Consider the following 13,052-nt stretch of genomic DNA (forward strand, 5'->3'; position numbering starts at 1 on the left):
AAGGCTTCCCGTTTGAAAAAAGGAGGTTTTGATGACGAAGGACGAGTTTCTTGCATTGACGGAAGAAGAGCAACTCTCCTGGTTGACCGAACAGACCGATGGCGGCCGCGAGGTGGTCGACATCTGCGAGGAGATGGGTTGCACGCGTGCTGACCTTCAAGGGTTTGGCTATACCTGGGCCCTGGGACAGTGGCGCTATCTTTCCATGAAAGACCGCGCATCGGTAGTAGCGCAAAACTAGAACCGAAAAAGGTGTCTGAAGGCGCACTCGGTCGGTGCCTTCAGACACCTGAGCAGCAGGTTGGGAAAGGGTATAGGTGGAGGTGTTGTGTTTTAGGCTGTCTATGTCTTTTTAGGATAAGGTAGACAAGAATAGACAAGGGGAGAGAATTCGAAATTCGCATTGTATTACCTATGAGTGTCGTTGAATATGATAGGCTCAGGGTCTAAAACATACGTTGTGCTGCGCCTTTTTCGGTCATCCATTCTGGGTGAAACTTTCGTGTGGTTACCCATTATCACTGATGGCGCTCAGTGCGACGGACTCTTGTATATAACGTAGTTGTGAGAAGCGGTTTTACCTAGTGCGACGGGGCTCAATCAGGGGGTGGCTTCAGGGATGGAGCGCGCAACAAAAAATGTCGTAGATACTGCCGCAACAAGGAATAAGGACTTGGTGGGCGATCCTGAAAACGGTTTGGTGCTCTTGCCCTTATGTGATATTGCGGGGTATTCCTGTTTCGTTGCATGGGCATTTACCGTAGGCTGGGATAAGGGCGTAGTGCCGCTTGGGGACAGCGGGGAACTCGATTTCCTTATTCTGAGGTGCGCGCTTTTTGGTGGCGTTGCTTTGGCGACATGTTTTCTGCTTTTTACCGGTCGCTTGGCCTTCGCTGGACTTCGCAATAAAATTTGGGAGGCATTGGTTCCAGCGCTCTGCATGGGGCTTGCGGTTACGCTTTTTGTGCCTCTTCCCTTTGAAATTACGCTCATGCTTTGGTTTGTTGCGGGAGCCGGTCAGGCTGCAACATTTTTTCTTTGGGGAGCAAGGTTTAAAGTTTTGTCCCACAAACAGCAGCTTTATACCGTTTGCGGAGCTTTTGCCGTGGGCGGTTTGGTGCTCTCAGTGTTTCCTTTTGTGGATCAGTCGGTTGTGTCCCCTACGGTTACCATACTTCCCGTGGCATCATATGGTTTTATGCGCTTGGCCTACCAGAGGTACGCTGGCAGGAAAGAAGAAACTGCAGAGTGGAAAGCGCCCGTAACCTTTTCCGGTGGTGTGAAAAAGTTGCGGGAACAGATTCCTTTTGATGAAGATCGCCGCTCCATTATTCTTAAAGGGCTTTTTACGCTGCTCTATTCAATAGCGCTTGGATTTGTGGCATGCGCCGCTTTAGCGGATTGGCTCTATCCGGCAAACGGTGTCGTCATTGGGTTCGGGAATGCAATCGCTGCCTTGATCATGGTGATCGTGCTAAGCGATCGTGAGCGCGATGTGTGCAATGTATTGCCAAAGCTGTTTCTGCCGGTCACGAGCTTTTGTTATCTGTTCTTGGGAATTCTTTGGCCGACGGAGTGGGTTCTCATATGCGCTGCCATCCTTTTTGTTCTGTTTGGGTGCTATGAGATACTAAATGCGCATACGGCGTACGCGTATTCATCCTACGACTCCGTGCGATGCTTGTGGGAGTTGTACTCATCGAAAGCGGGCAACTCGGTTGGATTCATTCTTGGATGGATTTTCGCAACGGGAAGTTTATACCTCTTAGAGGCGGATACGACGATACTTTTGGCTTTGTGCTTCTTTATGGTGTCGATTGCGGTGGTGATCGACACGGCATTATTCAAGAAAATGAAGTTGGAGTTTCACGAGGTCGTTGTCGACAATGAACCTACGTTGGAGGTACTTGATTCGAAGGCCATTGAGTCAGTTATTCAAGGTAAGGGAAGGTGGAGTCGTACGTGCGATGAACTTGCGGAGCTCTACAAGCTATCCCCTCGCCAAAAGGAGATATTCCTATTGCTCGCACGAGGGCGCAATGTACAGTTCATTCGTGATGAACTGGTCTTATCAACTCCGACGGTCAAGAGCCATATCTATAACATCTACCAGAAAATGGACATTCATTCCCACCAGGAACTGATCGACCTTGTGGAAAACAAGGTAAAGGGATCGTGAGGTGCGGGTTGGGGTCGATGGTGATCGGTACTCAACCGAAAAGGGAGGTTCTTATGTGCGGTTACCTTTGCACCGGTTGTGGAAGATGTAGGGGCGAGGTAAAGGGTACCAAACCCTACGGAACCTGTTTGATTTGCGGTACTGTAAATGATTTGCAGGCAAAGGTTTGCTTAAAATGCGGTAGTGTCCTTGTACCGCCTCCGGGAGTGACGCTTGAAATTAAGCTGAAAAAGTGCTGATCAGTTGAGCTTACTGGTGTAGTGGACACGAAGGGGCCGCTGGTTGCTCGCGGCCCCTTCTGCTTCCGTTATCCGTTTACTACCATGCCGCCGTTTATGTGGATGACTTGGCCGGAGATGTAGCTGGAGTCTTCGCTGGCCAGGAACACGTAGGCGGGGGCTAGTTCGTAGGGCTGGCCGGGGCGACCCATGGGGGTTTCTTGGCCGAAGGTGCGCACCTTCTCGCTGTCGGGGCCGTAGGACGCCGGGTTCAGCGGCGACCAGATGGGGCCGGGGGCGACGGCGTTCACGCGGATGCCGCGCTTGACCAGTTCCTCGTTCTCGGACAGCGAGCGTGTGAACGCGGTGATGGCGCCCTTCGTGGCCGAGTAATCCAGCAGCTGTGGCGAGCCTTGGTAAGCCGTCACCGAGGTGGTGTTCACAATGGTGCCGCCCTGCGGCAAATGGGGGAGCGCGGCCTTCACCAGGAAAAACATGCTGAAGATGTTGGTCTGGAACGTGCGAACCAGCTGGGCTTGCGACACGTCCAGGATGCTCGCCTGAGGCGTCTGCTCGCCAGCGTCGTTCACCAGCACATCGAGGTGGCCCCATTCGTCCACCACACGCTTGACCACGCTTTGACAGAACCCTTCGTCGCCCACGTCGCCCTTGAACACGAGGGCGCGCCGGCCGAGTTCGCGGATGCGATCGGCCACGGCCTGCGCATCGTCATCAGAGGAATAGTACACGAGGGCCACGTCGGCACCCTCCTTGGCGAACGCGATGGCGGCCGCGGCGCCAATGCCGCTATCGCCCCCGGTCACGAGGGCGGCCTTGCCCTCAAGCTTGCCGGCCGCGCGGTAGGAATCGCTTTCCAACTGCGGCTTCGGGTCCACGTTCGCGCGGACATCGTCCATGGCATAGCCCGCCTTCGGGGCCTGAGTTTCCAGTGTTGCGGTTGCAGGCATGAAAGCCTCCTTTCGGTTGCGTACGGGCGCAGCATAGAGCGCGAACACGCCGCCGCTCGTGCGGCCCGCACGCCTGTTACACGGCGCTTGCCGCCCGGTAAGCGTCTCGGGGCGCGGGCGCGCGCCGCGGCCACAACACCCAATGCCGCTACTTGTGGAGAAAATGTGTAGACGCCCACTATCCGCAGGTCTCGCTCTTCGTTCCGCGGGGGATATGTTCTACCTGCGGTTATCGCCCCTCGCGCGCCGCATTCCCCTCGTAACGCGCACGCCGCAGCACTCTTCACATTCCTTCCGCGCGTGCTACTATGCCGAATATATGCCGCTTGCTAGGGACGGACCGGGAAAAGATGTCACGCGGCGTATACGGGAAAAAGCACTACAAAGGACAAGGGATAACCATGCGAAACCGAATTTCACGGTACGGCAAGGCGGCGTGTGCATTTGCGCTGTCGTGCGCTTTAGCGGCAGGCCCGTTTGCTGAGGGTGCCTCGGCGTGGGCGGCCACCTCGGCAGACTCCGAAAAACTCCGGGGGGGGGGGGGGGCATTCTGAGCTTATAGCCTCGAACAGCGACCCTTCCGCTGACGTTGGTGCCGAAGGTACCGACAACACCTCAAGCACCACTTCGTCTTCCGGGTCAGGCGACGCCGCGAACACCGCAGAAAAGTCGCAGGTCACCCGGCAACTTCCCTTAACTAACTCAGCCGCAACGTCCGCCCAAACAAAGGGCGAAGTTGCGCTCTCGCCTGAAGCTGCGCGCGCCTCGCTGGGCACCATTGTGGTTGACGGCCTCACCTACGAAGTAAACCCCGACGGCGCATCGGTCGCCCTCGTTGGCTGGCACGGCACCGCGCCCACGGGCGACCTCTCCATTCCCTCCCAGGTAACAAGCGGCGCGGACACCTACACGGTGACGGCCCTCAAATCCCTCGGGGGGGGGGGGGCATTCACTGACTCTTCCGTAGAGTCGCTCACCCTTCCTGAAACAATCACAGACATCGACGAGGAGGCGCTCACCGAGTGTCCCTCGCTCGCGCGCATTCAGGTGAGCTCCCACAACGGGAGCTTTGCGTCGTTTGACGACATGCTGTTTTCCAAGGACTACTCGCATCTCCTGCTCGTTCCCGAGGGCAAGGAGGGCGCCGCCCACATCCCCGATCAGACGAACTTTGTCCCTGCCTTGGGCATTTCCCGATGCCCTGGGCTCCTCACCGTCGAAGTTGGGGAGGGCGGCGCCGCATTCTCATCATACAACGCTCAGCTTTTTAGTAAAGATATGAAAACGCTCGTCGTCGCGCCCGCGGGCATTGGTACCTCGGTGGTGCTGCAGGCGGAAGTGGAAACTATTGGCGAATATGCCCTGGCGGGGTGTAAGGACCTCACGTCGATCACCGCGCTGGGCACTGTGCGCGAGATTGACCCGAACGCGTTTGCTGACGAAGTGAAGGCCTCCGCCGTGGTAGCGCTTCCCGCAGGAAAGGACTACGACGAACGCAAGTCCGTGTGGGAAGCGGCAGGCTTTCAGCACTTTGCCGAACCGGCCGAGCCGGGCGTGACAGTGGGGCCGGAAGCGGGTGGCTCGAATGCCGATGCTGGTTCTGATGCTGAGGCTGCCGCAAGTGGCTTCGTGTTTACGCTGTTGGAGGATTACACTCTTTCCGCCGGATGGGAAGGTGTAGAAGATCCCGCCGCTGAGGTGGAAATCCCCGCATCCGCCGAGATCAACGGCGTGTCGTATCGCGTGAGCACCATTGCCGCGAACGCCTTCGCGAACCGCGGCGCGCTTGCAAGCGTAACCCTCCCCGCCACCGTGACCTCCATCGGTGACGCCGCCTTCGCCGGCTGCGCCAACCTCGCAAGCATCCAACTCCCCGACACCCTCCGCGAACTAGGCGAGCGCGCCTTTGAAGCCACGGGGCTCACGGACGTGTGGCTCCCCGCCAGCGTGCAAGCAATCGCCTCTCGCGCCTTCGCCTCCTGCGAGTCCTTGACCCGCATCGTCGCCCTCGGCACCCCACAAGTAGCCGACGACATCCTCGCCGGCTGCGCCAACCTCTCCCTCTACTGCCCCTACAACGCAGACAACACCTACCCTTGGAACCTTGGCCTCATCGCCAACAACAACCACCTCAACCCCTACGGCCTCACTCTCCCCGAAGAGCCCCTCACCCTCGAGGTAGGCCAACAAGCCAACCTCTTCGAAAACGCCCTCACCGAGGTCCCCGAAGGCTGCACCCTCACCTACTCCTACGCCGCTGCCCCCGTGTCGGTGGAAAACGGATTAGTCACCGGCAAAGCAGCAGGTACAACCGCCGTCACCGTGTTCTTGTCACTCGAAGACATCACTCTTGCGCAAGGTTTTCTCCCTGTCACTGTGAAAGAGCCGAGTACTCCCGCAGAAGAAAACCAGCCGGAACCAGAAGCTCAACCAAAAGACGATCAACTCAAGGAGGAACTCCCCCTAACCTCCACCCCAACGTCCCCCGAAGCTGAAGTAGATGCCGAAGCGGAAACACTCATCACAAGCGAGACAGCCGCTTTGTCCACCGCCAATCGCGCTTTCTCGGCGGATAGCAGTCGTTTGCTCTACACGGACAACACTTCTGAAGTAAAGCCCTTGCAGACCGATGTGTCCTTTGAACAAGTGTTTTCTGGCACCACCTTCAAGTTCACCGTTCTTACTGATGGGGGAAGTGTGTCCGTCAGTCGGTCGGACGATGCAGCTTTACTGCCTGCTGGGAATGTGATTATCCCGGCTCAAGTTACGGATGATCAGGGTAAAACGTATGCGGTAACCGCCATTGCCGACCAAGGGTTTTCGTGGTGTCCGCAAATTACCTCTGTCTCATTTGAAGAGGGCTCGTCGCTTACCGTAATCGGTGAGCGAGCCTTTGGCGATGACCGCGTTCTGGAGCACATCGCCTTGCCCTCCACTCTCACAAGCATTGGCGCAAACGCGTTCTACAACTGCGCTTCGCTCGGGACGCTCGAAATCCCTGATGGGGTGACGGAAATTGGGCCGCTCGCGTTTCACAACTGCAGCAGCCTGACGCAAATCGTGCTGGGCGCGCAGTGCAACGCCCTTACCGACCGGCTGTTCATGAATGAGACGAAGCTCGCCTCCATCACCGTAAAAGGAACCATTGACCTGTTCGAAAAGAACGCGTTCGCCGGCACGCCTACCGAAAACCTCACCATCTACGTGCCGTCCGCCGCGGAGAAAACCAAGTGGGAAAACGCCAACGCAAAAATGGAATACGGCCTGGTGAACGACAATATCCGCGTCGCGACCGATTTCTGGCAGGTCATCTTTAATACGGGCACCGAAACGCCCGCCTCGTTCACGTGGCCTGTGGCAAAGGGCCAGCCCCTGTCCGAGCCAACTCTTTCCAGGCCGGGATACGGCTTGGCCGGTTGGTATACCGACCAAGCATGCACGCAGCCCTGGGATTTCGCCACGCCCGTGACAAGCGATCTCCCGCTCTACGCAAAATGGGTAGAAGAGGCAATCGACGAGGCGTCCGGCCTGATCTTCCGCATGCGCTCCGACGGAGCAAGCCTGTCGGTTGCAGCCGCAGACCCCAACGTCATCAGCGGCACGTTCATCATCCCCAGTTCCTATGAACTTGCAGGCGTATCGTATCCCGTCAAAGAAATAGGAAAGCGCGCCTTCTTCGGAGGCACACACATCACCGCCGTCACCATCCCCGATTCAGTAGAAATCATCGGCGTCCAAGCGTTCCGCGGCTGTTTGGAAATATCACGGGTCACCATCAGCGAAAATAGCGCTCTTGAGGTAATCGAACAAGATGCCTTTGCTGACATTGATCACGTAGCTTCTATCTACCTGCCCAAAAACGTTCGCGTGATTGAGCGGACGGCTTTTTATGATTGCCCGGCTCTGAACAGGGTTGAATTTGCTTCTCCTAATACCCTGGAAATTCTCGGCGAGTCGGCGTTCCAGCAATGCATAAGGCTGACAAGCATTCAGCTTCCCGATTCCTTGCGAGAAATTAAAGATGCCGCATTTGACAATTGCAAGTCCCTTGCCACTGTTCATCTGCCCTCGTCGCTTGAATCCATTGGAGCGATTGCTTTTCGGAACTGCTCCATGCTTCCGACTGTCGACTTCCCGCAAACTTTGCAGCACATAGGGAATGAGGCGTTCCGTTCGTGCTCTTCGCTCAAGGCTGCCTACTTGCCAGCTTCTTTGACGTCGCTTGGCCAAAACGCCTTTAATTCGTGTGCGAAGCTTGAGTGCGTGACGCTTCCTGCGACCCTTGAGTCTCTGGGATACGGCGCCTTCTCAAAAGCCCCACTTAAAGGTGTGCTTGCTTGCGGAGCGTATAAAAACCTTGAGGTATCGTCGGCTTTTGTGGAGGTAGCAAAAGAAAACGTCAAGGTTTTCCTGCCCGCTATTGCCGAAGACGGCAGCGGCGACACCTTTGAAACCTTGCAGCAGGCTTGGACTGACTACGGGTTTTCCCAGTTCCAGTGCTCGGGCGGGCCTTTACCCACCATAAACAATGTAAGCAATACCGATAGGTCCATTGCCTCCTGGAATTTTATGTCGGACGGAACGCTTGTTATAGCAAGTACGGAAGAGCTTGCTGATTTTGGATGGACGTGGGATAAGACAGAGGCTTTGGAGAATGAACACTGGAGCGTTGTGCGCAACTTCGTAAAGAGTGTTGATATGGGTAACCTATATAAAGCGGCCAGCATGGAGTGCTGGTTTAAGAATATGTCGAATTTAACCGATATTTCGTGCGCTTCGGTTCCGGAAGGTACCCTCAATTGCAAAGACATGTTTGGGGGTACGGGGATCATCGAAGTGCCCTCAAGTTTCACTTTGCCGAAAAGCGTACAGATTGCATACTCAATGTTTATTGGCTGCGCCTCCTTGACCAGCGTGAATTTCACTTTGCCGAATGGGTTGCAAAACGTACAGTCGATGTTTAACGGCTGCACTTCCCTGACTCATGTGGCAGATTCGTTCAGGATGCCAGATAGTGTGAGCATTGCTAATTCTATGTTTGAGAATACAGCCATTGAGAGTCTTCCCGATGGGTTTACCTTGTCAACATCGATAAAACAGACCGGAAGAATGTTCTATGGTTGTAAGAATCTTACCTTCTTGCCCGATTCTTTTTTGCTGCCTGAAGGACTTGTTCATATAGATAGTATGTTTGAAGGTTCTGGTATAGCGGAACTGCCTGACGCATTCAATTTGCCAAAAAGTGCGCAACATATCATCAAAATGTTTGCCCATTGTAAACAGTTGTCATCGCTTCCCAAACATTTTCGGATTCCTGAAAGCATAACTCCCTTTTATTCTATCTCGGCTTTTAATGGCTGTGATAATCTGACCTCCCTTAATGCTGAATTTTCAATGCCAGCTGCTCTTATTGCAGAGGCTTCCTCGTTGTTTAAATCTGAAAAAATGTTGCCTTTGTACTACGAAGGCAACGACCCTGTTGTCTTGGCAGCGACTGAACCATGGTGGAGCAATCAAAATAGAAAGCTGGTAACACCGAAAAATACCACGGTTAACTTCAAGGTGTCCGATAAGGCGGGGTCGGGATGGACTAACATTTCCGCTGCTTCACCTGATGAGTCGGGACTTGTTGTCGAGCCGCTTGCTCCTTCTCGCTATGCAAGTAACCAAGTTTTTACTCTATGGTATACGAATGAATCGTGCACTCAGCGTGTCGACTTCTCTAAGCCAATCAAGGATCAGGTATCTGTTGATGAGAATGGGAAATACACCCTTTATGGCAAGTATGTCGCCGGTAGCCTGGGCGGAAACTTGCCGACCGTCAATAATGAAGGACATGCTTCCTGGTCGATTTCCGACGACGGCACCTTTTACCTAAGAGGAAGCGGCACTATTGACAACCTCGGTTGGGATACGGGATATGACGAATTTACTCCTATGGAGGGGCACTGGGCTCCGTACCGCGATCTCGTATATAAGGTGTCCATGCAGCCGGGCATTTCCTCTAATACGACATGCTTCTGGTTCGCTGACATGCCGAATCTCGTGGATATTCAGGAATTGGTAGTCCCGCGGGATGTGGTGAAAATGGCATGGACGTTCCAGAAGAGTTCAGCAATTCATACTTTCCCTGAAGGGTTTACGATTCCTGAAGGGGTTACCAACGTGCATGGCATTTTCCGTTGGTGCTCGTCTATCAGCACGTTCCCGGAGAGCTTCAGCTTGCCTTCCACTACTTGGGAATTGAATAGTATGTTTAGGGCCTCTGGCGTGGAAACCTTGCCGGAGAATTTCACCTTGCCAGAAAAGGCACGGGGATTGCGATGGTTGTTCTGGGATTGCTCGCGACTCAAGTCGCTCCCTTCCCGCTTTAGGATTCCTGAGACCGGCGGAGTTGACGCTTATGGCATGTTAGAGAATTGCGTCTCCTTGGTTTCCTTGCCTGAGGGCTTTAAGATTCCCAATAACGTGGTGAAAACAAAGGCGAACTCAGGTATGGATCGAATACTCAATAACTGCCCCTCACTCACTGTTCTGCCCAGTAGTTTTAGCTTTCCGGATGCTCCAGAAGGTTCGCCATGGATAACTCCATTCACGTGTTCGGTGTTTGGTGATGAGTCAAGCTATATTCCCACATACTACAAGGGGAAAGACCCCAGCGTTTTGAACTATGACTGGGGTTCGCAGCGGCGAACACTTGTGACGGATTCATCCGATGCGAACAACTACGGGATGCGTGAAGTGACGTTCAAGTTGCAAGAGGCCAGCGGGAACTTCGACTGGGTTACTCGTGCAGTTACCATGACCAACTCGTCCGGTATAGTTACCAATCCCGGCATACCACTACTGGTGGGTTACACGTTTACAGACTGGTGTGTTGACGAGGGCTGTCTTGAGCCGTTTGATTTCACGCAGCCTCTGCCCGAGGGTGTGACCACCCTTTATGGCAAGTGGGTAAAGCACGGAGGCCGTTACGTGGCTGAGGGTGCCTTGCCGGTGGATGATAATATCGGTAGCGCATGGTGGAGCATCACGGCTGATGGAACATTTAACCTCAAATGCGAAGGTGGCAGCAGTATTGACGTGGGAGACCTGACATGGAATGACGGCAGGAAAAAATACTGGCAGCCCTATGCGGGTGAGGTGTATTCACTCAACATGCATAAGGACGTACGTGCTCGTTCCATGACCGCATGGTTCAAGTACATGACGCAACTTGAAGACGTACGTGAAGGCTTCTTCATTCCTGAGAATTGCAAGTGGACACAGCACCTCTTCTTCAATGACAAAAAATTACGTTATCTGCCAACGGGGCTCTTTCCGGCGGACTGCAAGGTCGCAAACATTTGGGGCATGTTCCAGTATTGTGAATCGCTTGAGAGTCTTCCTGCCGACTTCACTATTCCGGAAAGCGTGGACACAATGGGATGTCTCTTCTACTGTGCCACTTCTCTTGCATCTTTGCCGGAAGGGTTTCGTTTGCACGATAGAGTTACCAGCATAAGTGAGGCGTTTAACTACTGTAAAAGCTTGCGTTCACTTCCGGAGAATTTTGCGATTCTCTCAAGCGTTAAGTCGCTTGGTTCGGCGTTTACCAACTGTACGAACCTTACTGTGCTCCCGGCGGGTCTTTTGAGCGAGCTTTCTGATGAAGCTAAGGCCAAACTTAACGATCCGCATACGAGTGCGAGCAACGATGCCGTTGGCGTGTTTGGCTTCTCCAGTTCTGTTTTCACTGGTACGCTGCCTACCTATTTCCCGGCACCGAAGGATCAGCAGGGTTTGATTGATTGGGAAGCTCAGAAGCGCACGTTGGTGACTGACCCCGCGCAGGAGGGTCAGGCGCTTGTAACACTTATGCTGCCGAATGAGGGTGGCACGGACTTCTATTCCTGGCAGACGCTTATGGTTGCGAAGGGGAGTTCGCTTGACCAGCCGGCCGCTCCGAAACGCGCTGATGGATTGTTCGCGGGTTGGTATAGGGGCGGGGACTACACTACCGCTGTCACCTTCCCGCTCATGGTGAGTGGTAACACAACGCTTTACGCCAAGTACCAGCCGCTCAGTGGCACTTTGCCCACGACCAGGGAAGGCGTTGAGGGAGTAGGCGAGGAAGCAACCTGGTCGCTGTCCGAAGATGGCCTACTCACGATAGATTGCGTGGAAGGCGCCAAGATTTCTGACCTTAAGTTTGGCGGCGATCAGAATTACTGGGGTCCTGTGCGAAGCTTGGTAAAAAAGGTGGTCATGAGTCCAACGGTCAAAACTAACGTTATGGCTTACTGGTTTCAAAACATGCCGAACCTGGTTGACATTTCTGAAGTGTTCATTCCTGAGGGCGCGAAAGAACTTTATGGGCTGTTCATGAATTGCACCTCACTTGCAAACATTCCGGATTCGTTCCAGGTGCCCGAAGGCGCTACGGATACCGGCGCCCTGTTCCAAGGTTGTTTGAAAATTACGGCACTGCCCGAGGCTTTCCGAATTCCGAATAGTGTTATTACGACATACCATATGTTCAGATCCTGCAGTTCTTTGACGGCTTTGCCAACCGGCTTTAGTTTGCCGGCGAACTTGCAGAAAGCTGAGAACATGTTCAGTGGCTGCACGCAACTCCAGTCGTTCCCAGAAGGCTTCACCTTGCCTGAAACGTTGACTATGGCGCACTCTATGTTCTCGAACTGCACCTCCCTGCAATCCTTGCCAGAGGGCTTTAAGCTTCCCGACAACATTGTGCGAATTCACGGCATGTTCAAAGACTGTTCAGCGCTTACGACGCTCCCGGAGGGATTCACCATTCCCCTTAAGGCTCCGCTCGCCGATGATGGTAAGATGGATAACATGTTTGACGGCTGCAACTCTCTCAAAGTGCTTCCTTCCACGTTTGATTTCCCGCTGGCGGTGGCACAAGAATCAACCAATTTCTTCATGGCGAAGGACGCTGACACCCTGACCTATTTCGCAGGGCCCGTTGTTTCGGCTGTTCGCCAGTACGATTGGGGCTCGCAGAAGCGCAAGCTGGTTGTTCCGGACGACCCTGAGAATCCCTTGCCGTCGAACGTGCATCCGGTAACGTTTAAGCTTCCCGATGCTTCCAGTCCGGATGGGTGGGCGACGTATCAATCGGTGCTGACGGACGAGGGGACCGGCAAGGTGGCGAAGCCGAGCGATCCGGCGCGTTTTGGCTATCCGTTCCTTGGGTGGTTCACCGAACCGGACTATCAGAGGCTTTTCGATTTTGATTCAGTGATCGATTCGAACGAAGTGGTGGTGTACGGCAAATTCGGCGCGCCTATCTTGCGTTTTGAGGCGCCGGTTCAGGCGACGGTGGAGATTGACGCCACGGGCTCGGTGTCCACGGCGAGTGCGCAGGCGCGGTCGTTCACGCCTGTTGAGGTGAACGTGCAGGGGCTCCGTCTGGACAAGCGGTTCGGGGCATCCAAGGTGTTTGACGACCCTAGCAAGGTGAGCGCGCTCGTGCAGTTCCCAAGCGGGACTCCATACGCGGTGCCGCTGGGAGGGGGGAGTGTCGCCACTTCCGCCACGGTGCCCGTGTCGAGCGGTTTTGCGAAGCCGGGGCTGTTGTCCTGCACGGTGAGCATGGACTTGGGAGGCACGACACTCCGCTACATCCCAGATGCCTCAACAGAGGTAGCCGCACTCATATGGACGGTGTCTTTATAGGGT

General features: G+C 54.5%; 4 protein-coding genes and 1 pseudogene. 4 read left to right on the forward strand and 1 reads right to left on the reverse strand.

Features of this window, described 5'->3' with window-relative positions; translation table 11 throughout:
- Positions 1 to 31 precede the first annotated feature (31 nt).
- The gene (locus QNJ86_RS07605; RefSeq protein ID WP_283832004.1) at positions 32 to 241 is read left to right on the forward strand and encodes a hypothetical protein; all 210 of its coding nucleotides are present in this window, start codon (positions 32 to 34) and stop codon (positions 239 to 241) included.
- Between the two features lie 435 nt (positions 242 to 676).
- Positions 677 to 2,179, forward strand: a complete 1,503-nt coding sequence (locus tag QNJ86_RS07610; protein ID WP_283832005.1) for a LuxR C-terminal-related transcriptional regulator — start codon at positions 677 to 679, stop codon at positions 2,177 to 2,179.
- A gap of 307 nt (positions 2,180 to 2,486) precedes the next feature.
- Here QNJ86_RS07610 and QNJ86_RS07615 read toward each other — a convergent pair whose 3' ends face one another.
- Positions 2,487 to 3,365 (reverse strand): SDR family oxidoreductase, encoded by an 879-nt coding sequence (locus QNJ86_RS07615; RefSeq protein ID WP_283832006.1) that lies wholly within the window; start codon positions 3,363 to 3,365, stop codon positions 2,487 to 2,489.
- Between the two features lie 912 nt (positions 3,366 to 4,277).
- Between QNJ86_RS07615 and QNJ86_RS13900 the strand changes: the two are divergent.
- Both QNJ86_RS13900 and QNJ86_RS07620 read left to right on the forward strand, forming a co-directional pair.
- A pseudogene (locus tag QNJ86_RS13900) lies at positions 4,278 to 4,793 on the forward strand (leucine-rich repeat protein); the annotation flags it as partial.
- Between the two features lie 75 nt (positions 4,794 to 4,868).
- Positions 4,869 to 13,049 carry a leucine-rich repeat protein gene (locus QNJ86_RS07620; RefSeq protein WP_283832007.1) on the forward strand — a complete coding sequence of 2,727 codons (8,181 nt, stop codon included), beginning with the start codon at positions 4,869 to 4,871 and terminating at the stop codon, positions 13,047 to 13,049.
- Positions 13,050 to 13,052 lie beyond the last annotated feature (3 nt).

It is taken from the genome of Gordonibacter faecis (assembly GCF_030077735.1).
In the GTDB taxonomy this organism is placed as follows: Bacteria; Actinomycetota; Coriobacteriia; order Coriobacteriales; family Eggerthellaceae; genus Gordonibacter; species Gordonibacter faecis.

What these genes read in the sequence shown, in the direction of transcription:
- QNJ86_RS07605 (WP_283832004.1), top strand. Translation starts at nt 32, where the DNA reads ATGACGAAGGACGAGTTTCTTGCATTGACGGAAGAAGAGCAACTCTCC.
- QNJ86_RS07615 (WP_283832006.1), bottom strand. Translation starts at nt 3,365, where the DNA reads ATGCCTGCAACCGCAACACTGGAAACTCAGGCCCCGAAGGCGGGCTAT.